The sequence below is a fragment of the Sphingomonas arvum genome (genome assembly GCF_026013565.1).
Lineage (GTDB): Bacteria > Pseudomonadota > Alphaproteobacteria > Sphingomonadales > Sphingomonadaceae > Sphingomicrobium > Sphingomicrobium arvum.
The window spans coordinates 183,636-201,528 of record NZ_JAPDOB010000001.1 but is presented as its reverse complement, the minus strand read 5'-3'; the positions used below and the strand labels follow the sequence as shown (position 1 = coordinate 201,528).

Genomic DNA, 17,893 nt, shown 5'->3' with positions numbered 1-17,893 from the left:
GCTGCGCTTCGGAGGAGTGGACGGTGACGGTAGTAGCAGCGAGCGAAGAGCAGGAATTGCGGGCCGACGGCCGCACGAACCTGTACCTCGCGGCCAATCTGCGGTGGCCGGGGGGCGCCACGGCCGTCCGCATTCGCAACCTGAGCGCGCGTGGTGCCCTCATCGAGGCGGCGGTGCTGCCGTTGGCCAGCACGGCGGTCGAGCTGGTCCGCGGCGAGCTTTGCGCCGGCGGCGCTGTCGCCTGGAACAGCGGCAACAAGGCCGGGCTGAGGCTGGCCGAGATTGTTTCCGTGCGGGAGTGGATGGGAGCGACTGGCAGTGCGGCGCAGCAGCGCGTGGATGGGCTGGTCCGCGCCATCCGCAGCGGCGACCTGCCGAGCCACCACCCACGTTCGCTGGCGGAGCTGTCGGTGGCGGCTGCGATGGATCTGCGGCTCGCGGCCAAGCTGCTCGAGCAGCTTGGCGACACGCTTGTGGCGGACATGGCACTGGTAGCGAGCCACGGCCGTGAGCTGCAGAGCCTGGATGTGGTTCAGCAATTGCTGGAAGCGCTGGCCAGGGCCGACGAGGGCCTCGCCATCGACGGCGCGCGACTGGCCGATCTCCGCGCTTCGGCCCAGGCAGCAATGATGCGCTAGCCGGTCTCCAGCTGTGTGAAGCGGACGGGCATGACCGCGCGCTGAGCGGCGTCCGATTTCGCCCCTGTTACCACCGTCAGCTGCTGCGCGTCGCTGCCGCCCAGCGGGATGACCATGCGGCCACCCGGGGCAAGCTGGTCGAGCAGGGCTGCGGGCGGTTCGCTCGCCGCGGCGGTGACGAGAATGGCAGCGAATGGCGCGTGTTCCGGCCAGCCCCTGGAGCCGTCTCCCACCCGCGCCTGAACCGGTGAGCCGAGGGCGGCGAAGCGGAGCGTGGCGGCCTCCACGAATTCCTCCACGACATCGACCGAGAAGACGTCGGCGCCCATCTCGGCCATGACGGTCGCCTGGTAGCCAAGCCCGGTGCCGACCTCGAGCACCTTCTGGCCGGGCTGGAGTTCGAGCAGCTCGATCATGGCGGCGGCGATGAAGGGCTGGGACAAGGTCTTGTCAAAGCCGATCGGAAGCGGCGTGTCCTGGTAGGCGACGGCGGCGAGCTGTTCGGGCACGAACAGGTGGCGCGGGACGTCCAGCAGCGCGCGGCGCAGCCCGGGCGACAGTTCGCCCCGGCCGAGCTCGTCGCTGGCGAGGTCGAAGTGAAGGTCGATGATCTCGACCATGTGCCGGCGGAACAGGGCGAGGTGCTGCTCGGTCAGCGGCTTCATGCGGATGGCCTCCCGCCATCCGAACGGGTGCGGGAAGCGGGCGTTCCCTTAGCGACCGCCGCCAAACGCCGACACCGGCATGGGGGCGAGCGGATCGGGCAGCAGGCGCAGGAAGCCGTCGTAGATGGCGCGGGCGGCCTGCGCGATGGAATTGGGGCGGTCGGTGCCGCCACGGGCGAACAGCGCAAGCGCGATGCGGCGGCCGTCGGGCATGGTGATAAAGCCGACGTCGCTGGTGTAGTTGTTGAGCGTGCCGGTCTTATGCTCCACCGGGACCGAGGGCCCCAGCAGGCCGCGGATGCGGTTGGAGCCGGTGGCGCAGCGACGCATCACGCTAAGGAGGTAGACGCGGCTAGCGGGCGAGATGACGTTGCCGCGGTCGATCTGGCGCAGCAAGGTGACCATCGCCTCGGGCGTGGCGGAATCGCGGATGTCGAACAGGTCGCGAGGCGAGGCTAGCAACTGGGCGATCGTGCGGTTCACCCGAATGCCGGACAGGTGATGAAAGTCGATCCAGCCCTGCACGGTGGCGGGGCCGCCGAGGTTGCGGATCAGGATGTCGGTGGCGCCGTTGTTGCTGTGGATCAGCATGGCTTCCAGCAGCTGCCGGGCGGTGAGCGAGCCGATGCGGTCGTTCAGGGAGCGGCGACCGGCATCGACCTGCGACAGGTAGGCGGCGGCGACGGCGACCTTCACCGTGCTGGCCATCGGATAAGGCTTGTCGCCGCGAACGCTGACCATCTTGCCGCTGTCGAGGTCAAGCGCGGCGACGCCGATGTCGCCCGGCCGGTTGGCGAGCAGCGCGGCCAGCTGCGATTCCAGTCCGCGCATCTCGGGCGACGGCGAGGTCGCCGCCGCGGCAGGCACCGCGGCGAGCGCCGAAAGCCAGCACATCAGCACAGCCAGTACGCGCATCTTATCTCCAGCCCCGAAACGATCTTCTATCATGCGGATAGAAGGTGAATGGTTCCTTGACTCCCCCACCTTGGCCAAACGTGGGACAAGACGTGTTTAGGGAGCGACAGGGCGAGGGACCCCCGTTCCATTGCCATTAAGGGCCGCAACCTTACATTGCAGAGCGAACCTCAAGGGAAGATACCGTTCGCATGAACGACAAGGACAAGAAGCCCGGCAACCCCTGGACCAAGAGCCTGCTGATCTGGGTCGCGGTACTGTTCGGGCTGGTGCTGTTCGCCCAGATGATTGACGGCGGCAGCCGCAGCGGGCAGGGCGAGCCGATGGCCTATTCCGACTTCGTCCGCCAGGTCGAGGAGGGCAACGTCCGTTCCGTCACGACCGCCTCGGCCGCGACCGGCCAGCAGGTGATCAGCGGCAAGTTGGGCGACGGACGGGCGTTCCGCACCACGGCGCCGGCGGACGCGCAGGTCACCGACCGTTTGATTACCAAGGGCGTGACGGTGCAGGCCAAGGAGGCTGAGCAGTCGAGCTTCTGGCTGATCCTGCTTTACCAATCGCTGCCGTTCCTGCTGATCCTGGGCGTCAGCTTCTTTATTATGCGCCAGATGCAGAAGAATGCCGGCGGCGGGGCCATGGGCTTCGGCAAGAGCCGGGCGCGCATGCTGACCCAGAAGGAAGGGCGCGTGACCTTCGCCGACGTGGCCGGCATCGACGAGGCGCGCGAGGAACTGCAGGAGATCGTCGAGTATCTGAAGGACCCGGGCAAGTTTGCGCGGCTGGGCGGCAAGATCCCCAAGGGCGCGCTGCTGGTCGGCTCGCCCGGTACCGGCAAGACCCTGCTGGCCCGAGCCATCGCGGGTGAGGCAGGCGTGCCGTTCTTCACCATCTCCGGCTCCGACTTCGTCGAGATGTTCGTCGGCGTCGGCGCCAGCCGCGTCCGCGACATGTTCGAGCAGGCCAAGAAGTCGGCGCCGTGCATCGTCTTCATCGACGAGATCGACGCCGTCGGCCGGCACCGCGGTGCGGGCCTGGGCAACGGCAACGACGAGCGCGAGCAGACGCTGAACCAGCTGCTGGTCGAGATGGACGGGTTCGAGGCCAATGACGGGATCATCATCGTCGCCGCCACCAACCGGCCCGACGTGCTCGACCCCGCGTTGCTGCGTCCCGGCCGGTTCGACCGCCAGGTGGTGGTCCCGCGGCCCGACATCGACGGCCGCGAGCAGATCCTGGGCGTGCACATGAAGAAGGTGCCGTTGGCGCCCGACGTGGACGCGCGCGTGATTGCCCGTGGCACGCCCGGCTTCTCCGGCGCGGACCTTGCCAACCTCGTCAACGAGGCCGCCCTGCTCGCCGCCCGCAAGGGCAAGCGGCTGGTCGCCATGCAGGAGTTCGAGGAAGCCAAGGACAAGGTGATGATGGGGACCGAGCGCCGGTCCATGGTCATGACCGACGACGAGAAGCGCATGACCGCCTATCATGAGGCGGGCCACGCGATCGTCGCCCTCCACGAGCCGGCGTCCGACCCGATCCACAAGGCGACCATCATCCCGCGCGGTCGCGCGCTGGGCATGGTGATGCGCTTGCCGGAGCGGGACAGCTACAGCTATCACCGTGACAAGATGCATGCCAACCTGGCCGTGGCCATGGGCGGGCGCGTCGCCGAGGAGATCATCTTCGGTTACGACAAGGTCAGCTCGGGCGCGTCGTCGGACATCCAGTATGTCACCGGGCTCGCCCGCGACATGGTGACCCGCTGGGGCATGTCGGACACGCTTGGTCCGCTGCAATATGCCGAGGCCGACGAGGAAGTGTTCCTGGGTTACTCCATGAACCGCCAGCGGCAGATGTCCGACGAGACCGCACGCGCGATCGACAAGGAAATTCGCTCGCTCGTCGACAGCGGCTACGATCGGGCGCGCGAACTGCTGACCACCCACGAGGACCAATTGCACTCGCTCGCCAAGGCGCTGCTCGAATATGAGACGCTGAGCGGCGAGGAGATCAAGTCGGTCCTCGACGGCGGGACGATCGATCGCGGCGCCGGGGCCAAGAAGCCGGTCGTGCCGACAGTCGGCAGTTCCGTTCCCAAGAGCCGCAAGCCGGCCACCGGCTTTGGCGGACCCGCTCCCGCCGGCGCCTGACGGGCAGCGTTCATTTCCTGTTCAACCATTGGACCCCTTCTCCGCTCATCTTCGCGGAGGAGGGGTTCTTCACATGCGCGTGCCGTTGATGGCCGGACTGCTGCTCGCCTTCGCCGTGCCGGCGACGGCGGCAATGCCCGGAACGGCGCAGGATTTCCTTGAGCGGGCCGAGCGCCTGCTGGGCAAGGGGCCGTTCGCCTTGTTCGACCCCGACTACAAGCGGCTGCAGCGGGAAGGCACCGCCGCCGGTGACAGTATCCGCCGCGATCGCGAAACGGCCGAGCGGACGCATCGGCCGATCCTCTACTGCTCGCCCAAGCCGCGTGCCGAGCTCGGCAACATGGAATTCATCCGCGGGCTGCGCGCCATTCCCGCGCCGCAGCGCCAGCGCATGAGCCTGAAGCAGGCCATGCTCATGGTGCTGCAGAAGAAATACCCATGCTCCCACCACTGACCAGGAGAGATCACCCTTGCCGATGCGTCTTGCGGCCGTAGCCGCCCTGCTTGTCGCCGCGCCTGTTGCGGCCCAGTCCATGAATGCCGAAGCCTTTCACAAGCGGGCCTCGGCGCTGCAGGCCAAGGGGCCGCTGGCGATCTTCTCGCGAACCGAGATCAACACGCTGATGGGGGAGGTGAAAGCGTCGGCGCAGAAGGCGCGGGAGCAGCGGCTGGCGACGATCAAGGCTGGCGGCAAGCCGCGCTACTGCCCGCCCGGCAACAGCGGCGGCATCGGCGCGACCGAGTTCATGCAGCGCATGGCGGCCATCCCCGTGGCCGAGCGGGCGCGGATGGACATGACCGAAGCGACGGTGCGGGTGCTCGCGTCCAAATACCCCTGCCCCGCCTGACCTAGCTGAACACGCCAAGGGCCAGCATCGCCGTCCCGAACAGCGCCAGAACCACGCTGGCGACGATGAGCAGCACGAAGGTGCGGATCAGCGCACTCCACCAGCGAAGGCGGTAGGCGCCCTTCAGCTGGCGGTAGAGGTGCACCGGCGGGACCAGCAGCAACAAGGCCGCGAAGCTGCCCGCACCGGCCATCACCAGCAGGCTGCCGGCGAGGATCAGCAGCATCATGAAGGACAGCGAGTAGGTCACGAACACGGCGTGATCGAACAGGTGGACGTTGCGCCGGAACGGGAACAGCAGCCACATGAACGGCACGGACAGCGGGATCAGCGCCCAGCTGTACTTGGACGTGGCTTCCTGCACGTTGGCCATGACCGCATTGGGTTCGGTGGCGACCTTGCGCAGGGCGTTGCGGAGCCAGGGCGGATTGTTGCCGTCTTCGCTGAGGCCCGTCGGAAGCCGCCCCTCCTTGAGCTGCTGCAGCTGCTTCAGCTCTTCGCGCTGGCTGGCGATCTTCCGGTCGAGTTCGGCAGTTGGCTTGCCCTGGCTCACGGTTGAGGCGCGGTCCTGCTCGAGTCGCTGGAGCGCTACCAGTTCTTCGCGGGCCGCCGAGTCGAGGTCACCCGTGATCTTGACGTTCGACAGGGTGCCCGAGAAGCTCAGGGCGGCGAACATCAGGAACACGCTGAACAGGTAGAGCGCGACCGGCGAGATGAAACGGCTGCGCTGGCCCTCGACGTAGCGACGGGTGAGCTCGCCCGGGCGCCACGCCAGCATCGGCAGGGTCGCCCAGAATTTGCCCTCGAAGTTGAACAGCCCGGCGACAAGGTCACCCGCGAAACCGGCGAGCGAGCGCGGGATCAGCGCCTTCTGGCCGCAGCTGGCGCAATAGGAGCCGCCGAGCGCCGCGCCGCAGTTGAGGCACGTCGTCGTCGAGGCCGCGGTGGTGACCGACCCTTCCCTGTTCATCAGCGCTTCCCCTGCCGCCAGATTGGCAGACCGGCCCCGCCCCTGCTAGCCCCCTGGACGCATGCGGCGCATCGGCCTTCTCGGCGGCAGCTTCAACCCGGCCCATCGCGGCCACCGGCGGATGAGCCTGGCCGCGGCGGCGGCGCTGGGGCTGGACGAGGTGTGGTGGCTGGTGTCGCCGGGCAATCCGCTCAAGCCCAAGGCGGGCATGGCACCGTTCGAGGCGCGGCTCGCGTCGGCGCGGCGGGCGGCGCGGGGCACGGCGATCCGGGTCAGCGACTTCGAGGCAAAGACCGGCACGCGCTATACGGTGGACACGGTGACCAAGCTGTTGCGGCGCTACCCGCGGGACCGGTTCGTGTGGTTGATGGGCGAGGATACTGTGGCCCAGTTTCACCAGTGGAAGGATTGGCGCAGGCTTAGTGCCACCCTGCCGATTGCCGTGCTGTCCCGGCCGGGGTATGACGACACTGCCCGCGCGAACCGCGCGATGGGTTGGCTGCGGCGCTTCGTCCGGCCCCGCAGCCTGGCACAGCACTGGACGCGTTGGGGTGCACCGGCGATCATCTTCCTGAGGCTTCCGCCCGACAGGACCTCCGCCACCGCCCTCCGCGCGCGCAACCCCGACTGGCACCTTCGTTTCGCCGGCAACATAAACCGGCGTTCGTGCGTTCAACCCCCTACCAGCATCAGGAGAAACCTTGGCCGACGATAGCGTGAAGACGGTTCCGACCGTTGAAGAGCTCCACCGCAGCGTGCTCCAGTCCCTGGACGACGATCAGGCGGTTGACGTCGTGTCCATTCCCCTTGCCGGCAAGTCGAGCATTGCCGACCACATGGTGATCGCGTCCGGGCGGTCGACCCGCCAGGTCGCGTCCATGGCGACCAAGCTCGCCGACAAGCTGAAGCAGCAATATGGCAAGCTGGCGCGGATCGAGGGGTTGCCCGCAGCCGACTGGGTGCTGATCGATGCCGACGACGTGATCGTTCACCTGTTCCGGCCCGAGGTCCGCACCTTCTACAACCTGGAGCGCATGTGGGCGTTCGGTGACGAGCAGCCCAAGCAGGCCGCCGCGGGCGCGTAACGGCGCTTGCTGCTGCACATCATCGCGCGCGGCAAGATCGGGCGATCGCCCGAAGCCGAGCTGGTGGAGCGCTATCTGAAACGCATCGCGTGGCCGGTAAAGCTGACCGAGCTGCCGGACCGCGGCGGCACCGTTCCGCCGGCTCCGGCCAACTCAGCGACCGTGCTGCTGGACGAGCGGGGCGAAGCCTTGTCGTCGATGGCGTTCGCGCGGCAGCTGGAGCGGTGGCGCGATGGGGGCAAGCGCGAAGCCCGATTCGTGATCGGGGCGGCGGACGGCCACGGGGACGCGGAGCGGGCCGGTGCCGACCTGCTGCTGAGCTTCGGGCCGGCAACCTGGCCGCACCTGCTGGTACGCGCCATGCTGGCCGAGCAGCTGTTCCGGGCAACGTCGATCCTTGTCAACCACCCCTACCACCGCGAAGGCTAGCGCGATGCGCGCGCTCGCTCCCCTTGCCCTGATGCTGCTTGCGCCGGCGCTGCTGTCGGCGGCCGATCCGCTGACCGCGGCGCGGGCCGAAGCGGCGGCCGCGGCGCGGGAGCAGGCCCGGCTTGAGGCGCTAGTCCGGCGGGCGGAGGATGCCGCCGGAAAGCTGCGCGCCGAGCAGGCGGCCGCCGCCCAGGCGATCATAGCCGCGGAGGCCGCCGTCGCCGAGGCGGACGTGCGCGCAGCAGAGTTGCAGCGGCAGCTGGACGGGCAGCGCGAGCGGCTGACCCGCGAGCAGCGGCCCGCGGCGCTGCTGCTGGCGGGGCTGGCGCAGATCGGGCGGCGTCCGCCGCTGTTGCAGCTCGCCGACGCACGCTCGGTCGAGGACCTGGTCCACTTACGGGCAGTCCTGGACGCCACCCTGCCCGCGGTCACCGCCCGCACGGCGGCGTTGCGTACGGAGCTGCGCCGGGGCGAGGCACTCGCGAGCGCCGCGGCCGAAGCCCGTTCGGCGAAGGTCGCTGCGCGGACCCAGCTTGCCGAGCGGCAGCGGCGCTTCGCGGCGGTGGAGGCACAGTCCAATCGGCGACTGGTCGAACTGGGCAGCGCGGCGCTCGGCGCGGGCGACGTGGTGCTCGCCCGGCAGAGCGAGGCGGAGCGGGCGGAGAGCCTGGCGGCCGAACGCCGGACGGCGGCGCGCACGGCCGCGCAGCTGGCCCGGTTGGAGCCGGCGCCGCCCAGGCCGGCCGCGCCCGCCGGCGCGGCTGCCCCACCGCCGCTCGCCTGGCAGGTGCCCCTTCGCGGGCCGGTGCTCACCGGACTGGCCGAGATCAGCGCCAGCGGCGTGCGTTCCCGCGGCCTGACGATTGGCAGCCGCTATGGAGCGCCGGTAACGGTGCCAGCGGCCGGGCGGATCGCCTTTGCCGGCCCGTTCCGCAGCCATGCGTCCGTCATCATCCTCGACCATGGCCACGGCTGGATGACTCTGCTCACCGGGGTGCGCACGGACCTGGCGGTCGGCAGCGAACTCGGCCGGGGCGAGGCGCTGGGCCAGGCGACCGGAACTGCCGTCGCCGTGGAACTGAGCCGCGACGGGCGGCCGCAACCCGCGGCCCTCATCGCGGGTTCATCTGCCTTGCTGTCAAATGACCGGCAACCCAGTTAGAAGCCGTCCATGGCTCACAAGGATTCGCGCATGTTCCGCAAGCTCCTCCCGCCTCTCGCCCTGGTTGGCGCGCTTGCGCTGGTCCCGGTCACCACCTCGACCGTGGCGGCGGCCGACGTCGACACCTACAAGGAGCTCGAGACGTTCATGGGCGTGTTCGAGCGGGTGCGCGCGAACTATGTCGACAAGGTCGATGACCATACGCTGATCAAGGGCGCCATTGACGGCATGCTGGCGGCGCTCGATCCGCACAGCAGCTACATGGAAGGCAGCGACTTCCAGCAACTGAAGTCCACCACCGACGGCAACTACGGCGGGCTCGGCCTGTCGGTCACCATGGAAGACGGGGTGATCAAGATCATCACCCCGACCGAGGACACGCCGGCCGCCCGCGCGGGCCTCAAAGCGGGCGATTACATCAGCCATATCGGCGGCGAGCTGATCATGGGCCTCGACCTTGACCAGGCGGTCGAGAAGATGCGGGGCGCGCCGGGCAGCCAGGTCAAGCTGACCATCATACGATCGGGCCGCGACAAGCCGTTCGACGTAACCCTGACCCGGGAGCGGATCGTGCTGCGCCCGGTCAAGTGGGAGGTCCGCGACGGCATTGGCGTCGTCAACATCAACACCTTCTCGGGCAACGTCGGCCAGGAGACCGAGGCGGCGCTGACCGCGATCAACAAGGCGACTGCCGGCAAGCCGCTGGGCTATATCGTCGACCTGCGCTCCAATCCGGGCGGGCTGCTCGACCAGGCGATCCAGGTCTCCGATGCCTTCCTGGAACGGGGCGAGATCGTGTCCGAGCGCGGCCGCGCCAAGGACGACATCGAACGCTTCTACGCCAAGCCGGGCGACCTGACGGGCGGCCGGCCGGTGATCGTGCTGGTGGACGCCGGCTCGGCCAGCGCGGCGGAGATCGTGGCGGGCGCACTGCAGGACCAGCGCCGGGCGCTGGTGATGGGCGAGCAGAGCTTCGGCAAGGGCTCGGTCCAGAGCGTCATCCAGCTTGGGCAGGACAGCGCGCTCCGGCTGACCACCGCGCGCTACTACACGCCATCGGGCCGGTCGGTGCAGGCCGGCGGAATCACCCCGGACGTGGCGGTGCCGCAGCTGACTGACCCGGATTACAAGGACCGCCGCGTGATCCGCGAGGCGGACCTGCGCCGCCACCTGATTGCGCAGAGCACGGTTGACGACAAGCTGCTGGAGCGGGACACCACGCCCGATCCGCGCTTCACCCAGACGGCGGCCGAGCTCGACAAGCGCGGGATCAAGGACTTCCAGCTTTATTATGCGCTGCAGACGCTGAAGCGACTGGCGCCCGGCGCCGCGCCGGCCAAGGTGGCCGCGGGCGGCGGTCCGGTCCGCTCGCGCTAGGGACGAACGCGAGGTGGACGCCAGGACTGGCAGTGTTGGAACGGTCGGGCAGGATCGCCGGCTGACCCGTGCGCTGTGGCTGGCGCTGCTGGTGCCGGGCGCGTTGCTGGCCGGAGCGCTCGGCTCGCAGTACCTTGGTGGGCTGCATCCGTGCGAGATGTGCTACTGGCAGCGCTATGCCCATTGGGCGGGGCTGAGCTTCGCCACGCTGGCGCTGGTCCTGACTGGCGCGCGACGGCCTATGGTGCTGCTGGCCGCGCTCGGCATCGGAGCGTCGGGCGCGATCGGGCTGTTCCATGCGGGCGTCGAGGCGGGTTGGTGGGAAGGCTTCACCACCTGCACGGCAACGGGCGCGCGGACGCTGCAGGACATCCTCAACACGCCGCTGATCCGCTGCGACCAGGTGCAGTGGAGCTTCCTCGGCCTGTCCATGGCCGCATGGAACGCCATCATCTCCCCTTCAGCGGCAGGAGCGATCGCATGGCTGACGCTGAAGCACCGCTGAGCAACGCGCCCGTGAAGCGCTGGCGGCCGGGCGACCGGCGGGTGGACACCGAGTCCATGCTGCGGGTCGACCAGGCCGGCGAATATGGCGCGACGCGCATCTATGCGGGTCAGCTGGCGGTGCTGCGCGGGTCGTCGCCCGCCGCCCACCTTGTCACTCACATGGCGGGCCAGGAAGATCGACACCTTGCGCGCTTCAATCATCTGATGGCCGAGCGGCGCGTTCGGCCGACCCTGCTGCAACCGCTGTGGCATGTCGGCGGGTTCGCGCTGGGCGCGGTGACCGCGCTCATCTCCGAGGAAGCGGCGATGGCCTGCACCGATGCGGTGGAGACCGAGATCGACCGCCATTACGAGGAACAGCTGGTGGCGCTGGGCGAGGATGATCCGGAACTCGCGGCCGACATCCGGCAGTTCCAGGCCGAGGAGCTCGAGCATCGCGACACGGCGCGCGAGGCCGGGGCGATGAATGCGCCCGCCTACCCGCTGCTGACCTTCGCCATCCGCGGCATCTGCCGGGCGGCGATCCAGGTCTCCAAGCGCATCTGAATCGGGATACGCCGCGGCGGCTCGGCCGTTGTGGCGCAGTGAAAGGAAGTATCATGTTGAAGCCGATCCTCGCCGCCGCCGCGCTGGCCGGAGCCGCGACCGTCGCCAGCCTGTCGCCCGCACAGGCGCAGAGCCGCGAAGGCCAGGCCTATATCGAGGTGTTCGGGAACGACCCCTGCCCGCGCTCGACCGACAGCGAAGTGGTGGTCTGCGCTCGCAAGCCCGACAGCGAGCGGTTCCGCATCCCCGAGCGCCTGCGCACCGGCGGCGCGCTGCAGAGCCGGCAGGCCTGGGCCAACCGCGCCCGCAGCTTCGAGATCGCGACCCGTCGCGGCGTCAACACCTGTGACGCGGTTGGGCCGTCGGGCCAGAGCGGCTGCCTGCAGCGAATCATCGACCAGGCCTATGCCGAGACCCGCGAAAGCGAGACGGAGAACACCGTTCCGCGCTAGGCGGGCCTAGCCGGCGAACGTCCGCTCCGGCGCGCGGCGTTCGCGCCAGCGCATGAGCGGGCGGTCGGCGTCGGGCGCGGCGGTGGCGAACTGGTCGAACTCGGCCCGGTCGTGGGCGCAGAAGATCTCGACCTCGCCGGCGCGCTCCAGCGACAATTGCCGAAGCTTCTTCTGGTTGGTCACGCGCGCCGCGCGATCGACCTCCATCATGTCCTGGTAGAAGCGCATGCCGGGCGGGCAGCGGCGGTCGCGCCGACCGATCTCGCCATGGTGGAAGTAGGCGTCGCCGGCGTAGAACAGCCAGCCGTTGCCGGTATCGATCGCCACCCCCGAATGGCCCCAGGTGTGGCCGACCAGCGGCACCAGCAGGATCTCGGGCGGCAGGCCTTCGAGGTCGCGGACGCAGTCGAAGCCGAGCCACGGCTCACCCCGGCCGAGCGGGTAGAGCGCCCACTTGTCGACCTCGTCCCATTGCTGCGGCCGGTAGCGCCGGGTGCCGACGAACGCGCCGCCCGCGCCCGCCTCCGCCACCTCCTTCTCGCGCGCGGTGAGGTGGACGGTGGCGTTGGGGAAGTCCTCGATGCCGCCGGCATGGTCGAAGTCGAGATGGGTAATGACGATGTGGCGCACGTCGGCCGGGTCGAAGCCTAGCCGACGCACCTGGGCGACGGCGGTTTCGCCCTCGAGCAACTGCGGCTGGTTGAGGAAGGTGAAGAACTTGGACAGGCGCCGGCGCTCCAGCTGCCGGTGTCCGTAGCCGGTGTCGACCAGCACCAGCCCGCGGTCGGTTTCGAGCAGCAGGCAGTGGCAGACGATGTGGCCATGCAGCAGGCCGTGGCTCTCGCCGTCGAACAGCCGGCCGCCCCACGGGCAGCAGGTTCCGCAATTGAGGTGATGGACCTTCACGCATCCGCTCCCGTCAGCCATGGTGGTGCGCAAGCAAGCGTTTGCGCGGGCACAAAGTTGCGGGGGGCAGCTCATGGATCACCAATCACCGGAGCGCCTGTCGAAGGTTCCGGCGCTGACCTTCGGCTTCTGGCTGGTGAAGATTTTGGCGACGACGCTGGGCGAGACGGCCGGCGACACGGTGACCATGACTTGGCTGGGCGAAACAACGCCCGAAGCGAGCGAGGCAGCGGTCAGCGGTTACTTGGTCGGCACGCTGATCTTCGGCTTGCCGCTGCTGCTGCTGGTCGCGGCGCAGGTCCGTGCCCGGGGGTTTCACCCGGCGCTCTATTGGGCGGCGATCATCGCCTCGACCACCTTCGGGACGACGCTGGCCGATTTCGCCACCCGCTCGCTCGGCATCGGCTATCCCGGCGGCTCGCTGCTGCTGCTCGGTTTGGTGCTGGCCAGCCTGGGCGCGTGGCGGTTGGCGCTCGGTCGCATCGCAAGCGACGACATCGAGAGCCCGCGTCAGGAACTGTTCTACTGGGTGACGATCACCCTCTCGCAGACGCTCGGCACGGCGCTGGGCGATTGGGTGGCCGACAGTGGTCCGGGTTATGGCGGCGGCGCGCTGATCTTCGGCATGGCGATCGTGGCGGTGGCGGCGCTGTGGTTTACGACGCGGCTGTCGCGCGCCGGCCTGTTCTGGGCGGCCTTCATCCTCACCCGCCCGCTCGGCGCCACAATCGGCGACTTCCTCGACAAGCCGGTCGCCAGCGGTGGCCTGGAGGTCAGCCGGCCGCTGGCGTCCGTCATCCTGCTGGTGCTGATCGTCCTGCTGCTGTGGCTGCTGCCGCAGCGGCCGGGCGGGCATCCGGCCAGGCCGGAACGCGGTCGGAACGAATAGAAGCTGGCCGTGGTTATCGAGCGAGCAGGAGGAATTACTCGATGGCCACCGATCCCAGCGCGACACTGACGACCCTGGCGCGCCTGGGCTTTGCCGCGCGTGGGTTGCTGTACCTGGTCATCGCTTATCTGGTGCTCACCGCTGGCCGGACGGAAGATCCCGCGGGTGCGCTTGGCTATCTCGCGAGCGGCGCCGGCTGGTGGCTGCTGGTGCTGATCACGGCCGGCTTCGTCGCCTACGGCGTCTGGCGGCTGAGCGACGCGGCGTTCAACATCGAGCGGCACGAGGCGGGCCGGAAGGGACTGGGCGAGCGCATCGGCGCGGGCGCGAGCGGGATCGTCCACCTGTTCCTGGCGTGGCAGGCCGTCCGCCTGCTCCGCGGCGCCGCCCAGAGCAACGGCAATGGAGCCGAGCAGGGCGCGGAAACGGCGCTGCACCTGCCGGGCGGCCAGCTGCTGCTGATTGTCGGCGGACTGGTGCTGCTGGGAGTCGGCATTGCGCAACTCGTGCAGACCTACACCCTGAAGTTCTGCCAGTCGCTGGACGGGCGGGTCGCGCGCAAGGAGTGGGTGAAGTGGACCGGTCGCGGCGGCTATGCGGCGCGCGGGCTGGTGTTCCTGATCACGGGCTATTTCCTGCTTCGCGCAGGCTTTGCCGAACAGGCATCGCGGGCTGGCGGCATGCAGGAGGCGCTGGCCTGGCTGACGTCGCCGTGGGACACGATCGTGGCGCTGGGCCTGGCCCTGTTCGGTATCTTCAGCCTGGTCGAGGCCCGGTATCGCGTGATCCATGACGTACCGGTCGAAGGCATGGCGCGGCAGGCCCGAGCCAAGCTGCCGGTGTGACCTAAGCGCCGGAAATCACCGGTAAAAGCTTGCCCGCAGCGCCACGTGAACATATATCGAACGAATGGCGCAGCTCGACACCCGCGAAAAGCTGGCGATCCTCGCGGACGCGGCAAAATATGATGCGAGCTGCGCATCGTCGGGCACGACCAAGCGCGACAGCCGCGACGGCAAGGGGATGGGCTCCAGCGAGGGCATGGGCATCTGCCACGCCTATGCTCCGGATGGACGCTGCATTTCGCTGCTGAAGATCCTGCTGACCAACAGCTGCATCTTCGATTGCCACTACTGCATCAACCGCAAGAGCTCCAACGTGCGCCGGGCCCGGTTCACGGCCGAGGAGGTGGTGAAGCTCACCCTCGCTTTCTACAAGCGTAACTACATCGAGGGACTGTTCCTCTCCTCGGGCATCATTCGCTCGTCCAATTATACGATGGAGCAGCTGGTCGAGGTGGCGCGGAGCCTGCGCGAGGACCATGATTTTCGCGGCTACATCCACCTCAAGACCATCCCCGACGCCGACCCGGAGCTGGTGCGCCAGGCGGGCCTCCATGCCGACCGCGTGTCGATCAATGTGGAACTGCCGACCGAGCCAGGGCTGAAGCAGCTCGCGCCGGAAAAGAGCGCGCCGCAGATCGAGGGCGCGATGCGCGACATGAAGGGCGCGATCGAGGACGGGCGTGATGCCAAGCGGAAGTACAAGTCCGCGCCCAGCTTCGCTCCGGCCGGTCAGTCGACGCAGATGATCGTGGGAGCGGATGCGGCGACGGACAGCGACATCGTCGGCAAGGCTTCGACCCTGTACGACCGCTTCGGCCTGCGCCGCGTCTATTACTCGGCTTTCTCGCCCATTCCCGACGCCAGCGCCGTCCTGCCGCTGCAGCGCCCCCCTTTGATGCGCGAGCACCGTTTGTACCAGTCGGACTGGCTGATGCGCTTCTATGGATTCAAGCCGGCGGAGGTGCAGCAGGCCGCCGATCCGACCGGCATGCTGCCGCTCGACATCGACCCGAAGCTCGCCTGGGCGCTGAAGTTTCGCGAGCACTTTCCGGTCGACGTCAACCGCGCGGGCAAGGAGCAATTGCTGCGCATTCCTGGTCTCGGCACCAAGGCCGTCGATCGGATCATCCGGTCGCGCCGGTTCCGCCGCTTTACGCTCGACGACGTGGCGCGGCTGACGGTGAGCATCGCCAAGGTGCGGCCGTTCATCGTAACCGCGGATTGGCGCCCGACCATGCTGACCGACCGCGCGGATCTGCGGACCATGCTGGCGCCCAAGCAGAAGCAACTGGAATTGTTCACCGGCTGAGCTTTGCGCTGGATCAAAGCCGTTGCGCAGCCGTGCCAATATCCGGCCCCCGATCACGACCAAACGGATCGGGGGAAATGATGAACAAATATCTGTTGTTGTCGGTGGCGGCGCTGGCAGCCCAGCCTGCCCATGCCGAAGCGGGCGACGTGATCCTGCGGGCCCGCGCGATCGTCGTCGCGCCGCAGGAAAAGTCCAGCGGCATCACGCCCGCCTTCCCGAACGAGGAAGTGAAGGTCAGCAATTACTGGGCGCCGGAGGTGGACGCGACCTACATGGTCACGAACAACATCGGCTTGGAGCTGATCGCCGCGACCACCAAGCACAAGGTGTCGGGCAAGAGCGGCACCACGGGCAGCATCGGCAAGCTGGCGTCCAGCTGGGTCCTGCCGCCGACGCTCACCGCGCAGTATCATTTTGCGCCGTCGGCCAAGGTGCGGCCGTATGTCGGCGTGGGCGTCAACTACACCATCTTTTACAACGAGGATGCGAGCGGCGGACTCGAGGCCGCCGTGGGCAAGACAAGGGTTCGCCTGAAGAACAGCTTTGGTCCGTCGGTGCAGGCCGGCGCGGATTTCGATCTCGGCCGCAACCTGTTCCTCAACGTCGACGCCAAGTGGATCGACATGGACACGACCGCCCGGCTGTCGACCACGGCCGCCGGCGTGCAGCGGGTGCGGGTGCACCTCGACCCGCTGGTGCTGGGAGTCGGGATCGGCACCCGCTTCTGACGCGGGTCGCAGTTAAGCTGGGGTGATGGCGAAAGCCCGATCGGTGACGAAGGCGGCGGTGGCGACAAACAAGTTGCCGCTGCCGTCCGTCGTCGCGGTGAAGTCCTCGACCGCCTCGCCCCGCTCCGTGTCCCAGCCGCGCACGCGGTAGCGGCCTTCGGCCAGGCCGGGGACGGTGAAGCTGGTCTCGACCGGCACGGCGTCGCGGCGCAGGCGGCCGTCGCTGCCGATGGAGTCCCGCCGGACCAGCCAGACCAGCGCCTGGCGCTCATCGCCGCAGGCAAGGGCATGGACGTGGCGCGCCTTGACCTGGCCTGACAGGTTGCGCCGCCCGAAGCTGGTCCAGTCGATCGCGTGCAGGAAGTCGGCCATCGCGCGCTGCGCTCGGCGCATGCCGGAGGTCAGCGTGTGCGGGTGGCGATTGGGCCAGCGCATGCCGCCGCCGGCGCCGCCGGACGCCAGGTGGGCCCAGGACATGTGCCGGAAATACTCGTCGTCGAACGGCTCCGGCAGGGTCTTCTTCTTGTTGATGAAGTTGTAGATCGGCCCGTGCTCGCTATCGAGGAACGGCCGGCGATCGCGGATCTCCGCCAGGCTCTCGGCGACGATCTCGCCCATCTTGAGCGCCGGCAGCACCGTGTCCTTGGGATTGTCGATCGGGCCGGTGGCGTAGATGTGGATGGACGCGAAATCCAGGTCCGGGTGGCGGAACAGCGTTTCCTTCATGGCCGGCGCATGGTGCGGTTGCAGCAGCAATTCGGGCCCGAAGATCGAGATCGTCTGCGGGTGCGAGCGGCCGTAGAGCTGGGTCTCGAGACCCCGAACGTGGGTCGAGATGTCATGGACGAACTCTTCCCAGCAATCGACCTGCTCGCCACCCTGCGCCGGGTGGATCTCGTTCCACAGGTCCCAGGCGAACAGCACGCCCGAGCCGCCCCAGCGGCGAATGACGAACTCGAAGCGGTCCTTGATCGCCTGGCGGGTCGCCGGGCAGGTCAGCACCTCGCTCATGTGGCGAAGCGGTCCGCCGTTGGCCTGGTTCCAAGGCAGGTGCTTCCAGTGCCGCCACATCCAGAAGGTGTCGACGGGGGTCAGCAGGATGCGCATGTCGAGCCGCTCGCACATCGCGAACAGGTCATCCCACAGCTGCACCATGGCGGGCACGAAACGACCCGCCGGCCGTTCGAAGTAGCGATGACGGACCTGCGCATATTCCAGCATCAGGCGGAGGCAGTTGACGCCATGCGCCTTGAGCCAGCGCAGGTGGCGCTCGACGCCTGCGAGGTCGCGGCGGCGGAACAGGCCTTCCAGTTCCGGCCAGCTGATCGCGTCATTCTGGCCGATCGGGGTCCATGCCTCGCCATGCTCGTCGACGAAGTAGGGGGCACCCGGCGCGACCTTGATCCAAGGCAGCGGCAGGGTGTCAGCGGAGAGCGGAAAAGGCGAGAACGCGCCGGAAGGAAGGTACATGG

At 68.5% G+C, this 17,893-nt stretch carries 21 protein-coding genes; 16 read left to right on the top strand and 5 right to left on the bottom strand.

Annotated features, from left to right (window positions below; genetic code table 11):
- The first annotated feature begins 23 nt into the window (after window positions 1–23).
- Complete coding sequence (locus OMW55_RS01045; RefSeq protein ID WP_264880154.1) at window positions 24–638, top strand: hypothetical protein; 615 nt, start codon at window positions 24–26, stop codon at window positions 636–638.
- Here OMW55_RS01045 and OMW55_RS01040 read toward each other — a convergent pair.
- Together OMW55_RS01040 and OMW55_RS01035 are read right to left on the bottom strand one after the other, a co-directional pair.
- Window positions 635–1,303 (bottom strand): protein-L-isoaspartate(D-aspartate) O-methyltransferase, encoded by a 669-nt coding sequence (locus OMW55_RS01040; protein WP_264880153.1) that lies wholly within the window; start codon window positions 1,301–1,303, stop codon window positions 635–637. The genes OMW55_RS01045 and OMW55_RS01040 overlap by 4 nt on opposite strands.
- A gap of 48 nt (window positions 1,304–1,351) precedes the next feature.
- Window positions 1,352–2,218 carry a serine hydrolase gene (locus OMW55_RS01035; protein WP_264880152.1) on the bottom strand — a complete coding sequence of 289 codons (867 nt, stop codon included), beginning with the start codon at window positions 2,216–2,218 and terminating at the stop codon, window positions 1,352–1,354.
- Between the two features lie 191 nt (window positions 2,219–2,409).
- Here OMW55_RS01035 and ftsH point away from each other — a divergent pair, with 191 nt between their 5' ends.
- From ftsH to OMW55_RS01020, 3 genes are all read left to right on the top strand, one after another.
- On the top strand, window positions 2,410–4,365 hold the full coding sequence (ftsH, locus tag OMW55_RS01030; protein WP_264880151.1) for an ATP-dependent zinc metalloprotease FtsH: 1,956 nt from the start codon (window positions 2,410–2,412) through the stop codon (window positions 4,363–4,365).
- A gap of 73 nt (window positions 4,366–4,438) precedes the next feature.
- On the top strand, window positions 4,439–4,819 hold the full coding sequence (locus OMW55_RS01025; RefSeq protein ID WP_264880150.1) for a hypothetical protein: 381 nt from the start codon (window positions 4,439–4,441) through the stop codon (window positions 4,817–4,819).
- A 16-nt stretch (window positions 4,820–4,835) separates the two neighbouring features.
- Window positions 4,836–5,213 carry a hypothetical protein gene (locus OMW55_RS01020; RefSeq protein ID WP_264880149.1) on the top strand — a complete coding sequence of 126 codons (378 nt, stop codon included), beginning with the start codon at window positions 4,836–4,838 and terminating at the stop codon, window positions 5,211–5,213.
- A gap of 1 nt (window position 5,214) precedes the next feature.
- Here the strand turns inward: OMW55_RS01020 and OMW55_RS01015 are convergent, their stop codons facing one another.
- The gene (locus OMW55_RS01015) at window positions 5,215–6,183 is read right to left on the bottom strand and encodes a DUF3667 domain-containing protein (protein ID WP_264880148.1); all 969 of its coding nucleotides are present in this window, start codon (window positions 6,181–6,183) and stop codon (window positions 5,215–5,217) included.
- A gap of 61 nt (window positions 6,184–6,244) precedes the next feature.
- Between OMW55_RS01015 and OMW55_RS01010 the strand changes: the two genes are divergently transcribed.
- Genes OMW55_RS01010 through OMW55_RS00975 form a run of 8 tightly spaced genes read left to right on the top strand, consistent with a single transcriptional unit; the run spans window position 6,245 to window position 11,741 of the window.
- On the top strand, window positions 6,245–6,898 hold the full coding sequence (locus OMW55_RS01010; RefSeq protein ID WP_264880147.1) for a nicotinate-nucleotide adenylyltransferase: 654 nt from the start codon (window positions 6,245–6,247) through the stop codon (window positions 6,896–6,898).
- A complete protein-coding gene (rsfS, locus tag OMW55_RS01005; RefSeq protein ID WP_264880146.1) occupies window positions 6,885–7,268 on the top strand; it encodes a ribosome silencing factor in 384 nt (127 codons plus the stop codon). The genes OMW55_RS01010 and rsfS overlap by 14 nt, the downstream gene beginning before the upstream one ends.
- A gap of 6 nt (window positions 7,269–7,274) precedes the next feature.
- Window positions 7,275–7,697, top strand: coding sequence for a 23S rRNA (pseudouridine(1915)-N(3))-methyltransferase RlmH (locus OMW55_RS01000; protein WP_264880145.1), 423 nt, complete (start codon window positions 7,275–7,277; stop codon window positions 7,695–7,697).
- A gap of 4 nt (window positions 7,698–7,701) precedes the next feature.
- Complete coding sequence (locus tag OMW55_RS00995) at window positions 7,702–8,859, top strand: murein hydrolase activator EnvC family protein (RefSeq protein ID WP_264880144.1); 1,158 nt, start codon at window positions 7,702–7,704, stop codon at window positions 8,857–8,859.
- 30 nt (window positions 8,860–8,889) lie between these two features.
- On the top strand, window positions 8,890–10,236 hold the full coding sequence (locus OMW55_RS00990) for a S41 family peptidase (RefSeq protein WP_264880143.1): 1,347 nt from the start codon (window positions 8,890–8,892) through the stop codon (window positions 10,234–10,236).
- A gap of 13 nt (window positions 10,237–10,249) precedes the next feature.
- Entirely contained in the window at window positions 10,250–10,741 is a 492-nt protein-coding gene (locus OMW55_RS00985; protein WP_264880142.1) for a disulfide bond formation protein B, read from the top strand.
- Entirely contained in the window at window positions 10,717–11,289 is a 573-nt protein-coding gene (locus OMW55_RS00980) for a demethoxyubiquinone hydroxylase family protein (RefSeq protein WP_264880141.1), read from the top strand. Before OMW55_RS00985 ends, OMW55_RS00980 begins: the two co-directional genes overlap by 25 nt.
- Window positions 11,290–11,342: 53 nt before the next feature.
- Window positions 11,343–11,741 carry a hypothetical protein gene (locus OMW55_RS00975; RefSeq protein WP_264880140.1) on the top strand — a complete coding sequence of 133 codons (399 nt, stop codon included), beginning with the start codon at window positions 11,343–11,345 and terminating at the stop codon, window positions 11,739–11,741.
- A 6-nt stretch (window positions 11,742–11,747) separates the two neighbouring features.
- Here the strand turns inward: OMW55_RS00975 and OMW55_RS00970 are convergent, their stop codons facing one another.
- Complete coding sequence (locus OMW55_RS00970) at window positions 11,748–12,647, bottom strand: MBL fold metallo-hydrolase (RefSeq protein WP_264880139.1); 900 nt, start codon at window positions 12,645–12,647, stop codon at window positions 11,748–11,750.
- Window positions 12,648–12,720: 73 nt separating this feature from the next.
- Between OMW55_RS00970 and OMW55_RS00965 the strand changes: the two genes are divergently transcribed.
- The 4 genes from OMW55_RS00965 to OMW55_RS00950 all read left to right on the top strand — a co-directional run bounded on the left by OMW55_RS00965 (window position 12,721) and on the right by OMW55_RS00950 (window position 16,421).
- Window positions 12,721–13,536 carry a COG4705 family protein gene (locus OMW55_RS00965; RefSeq protein WP_264880138.1) on the top strand — a complete coding sequence of 272 codons (816 nt, stop codon included), beginning with the start codon at window positions 12,721–12,723 and terminating at the stop codon, window positions 13,534–13,536.
- Between the two features lie 41 nt (window positions 13,537–13,577).
- Entirely contained in the window at window positions 13,578–14,381 is an 804-nt protein-coding gene (locus tag OMW55_RS00960) for a DUF1206 domain-containing protein (RefSeq protein WP_264880137.1), read from the top strand.
- Between the two features lie 64 nt (window positions 14,382–14,445).
- Complete coding sequence (locus OMW55_RS00955) at window positions 14,446–15,690, top strand: putative DNA modification/repair radical SAM protein (protein ID WP_264880136.1); 1,245 nt, start codon at window positions 14,446–14,448, stop codon at window positions 15,688–15,690.
- Between the two features lie 77 nt (window positions 15,691–15,767).
- Window positions 15,768–16,421, top strand: coding sequence for an OmpW/AlkL family protein (locus tag OMW55_RS00950; RefSeq protein WP_264880135.1), 654 nt, complete (start codon window positions 15,768–15,770; stop codon window positions 16,419–16,421).
- A 12-nt stretch (window positions 16,422–16,433) separates the two neighbouring features.
- Here the strand turns inward: OMW55_RS00950 and OMW55_RS00945 are convergent, their stop codons facing one another.
- Window positions 16,434–17,891, bottom strand: coding sequence for a glycoside hydrolase 5 family protein (locus OMW55_RS00945; protein WP_264880134.1), 1,458 nt, complete (start codon window positions 17,889–17,891; stop codon window positions 16,434–16,436).
- Window positions 17,892–17,893: the final 2 nt, after the last annotated feature.

Bases quoted from the DNA above. Each gene is read 5' to 3' on its own strand.
- OMW55_RS01040 (WP_264880153.1), bottom strand. From the start codon at position 1,303: ATGAAGCCGCTGACCGAGCAGCACCTCGCCCTGTTCCGCCGGCACATG.
- OMW55_RS01035 (WP_264880152.1), bottom strand. From the start codon at position 2,218: ATGCGCGTACTGGCTGTGCTGATGTGCTGGCTTTCGGCGCTCGCCGCG.
- ftsH (WP_264880151.1), top strand. From the start codon at position 2,410: ATGAACGACAAGGACAAGAAGCCCGGCAACCCCTGGACCAAGAGCCTG.
- OMW55_RS01025 (WP_264880150.1), top strand. From the start codon at position 4,439: ATGCGCGTGCCGTTGATGGCCGGACTGCTGCTCGCCTTCGCCGTGCCG.
- OMW55_RS01015 (WP_264880148.1), bottom strand. From the start codon at position 6,183: ATGAACAGGGAAGGGTCGGTCACCACCGCGGCCTCGACGACGACGTGC.
- OMW55_RS01010 (WP_264880147.1), top strand. From the start codon at position 6,245: ATGCGGCGCATCGGCCTTCTCGGCGGCAGCTTCAACCCGGCCCATCGC.
- OMW55_RS00995 (WP_264880144.1), top strand. From the start codon at position 7,702: ATGCGCGCGCTCGCTCCCCTTGCCCTGATGCTGCTTGCGCCGGCGCTG.
- OMW55_RS00990 (WP_264880143.1), top strand. From the start codon at position 8,890: ATGTTCCGCAAGCTCCTCCCGCCTCTCGCCCTGGTTGGCGCGCTTGCG.
- OMW55_RS00980 (WP_264880141.1), top strand. From the start codon at position 10,717: ATGGCTGACGCTGAAGCACCGCTGAGCAACGCGCCCGTGAAGCGCTGG.
- OMW55_RS00975 (WP_264880140.1), top strand. From the start codon at position 11,343: ATGTTGAAGCCGATCCTCGCCGCCGCCGCGCTGGCCGGAGCCGCGACC.
- OMW55_RS00965 (WP_264880138.1), top strand. From the start codon at position 12,721: ATGGATCACCAATCACCGGAGCGCCTGTCGAAGGTTCCGGCGCTGACC.
- OMW55_RS00960 (WP_264880137.1), top strand. From the start codon at position 13,578: ATGGCCACCGATCCCAGCGCGACACTGACGACCCTGGCGCGCCTGGGC.
- OMW55_RS00955 (WP_264880136.1), top strand. From the start codon at position 14,446: ATGGCGCAGCTCGACACCCGCGAAAAGCTGGCGATCCTCGCGGACGCG.
- OMW55_RS00950 (WP_264880135.1), top strand. From the start codon at position 15,768: ATGATGAACAAATATCTGTTGTTGTCGGTGGCGGCGCTGGCAGCCCAG.
- OMW55_RS00945 (WP_264880134.1), bottom strand. From the start codon at position 17,891: ATGTACCTTCCTTCCGGCGCGTTCTCGCCTTTTCCGCTCTCCGCTGAC.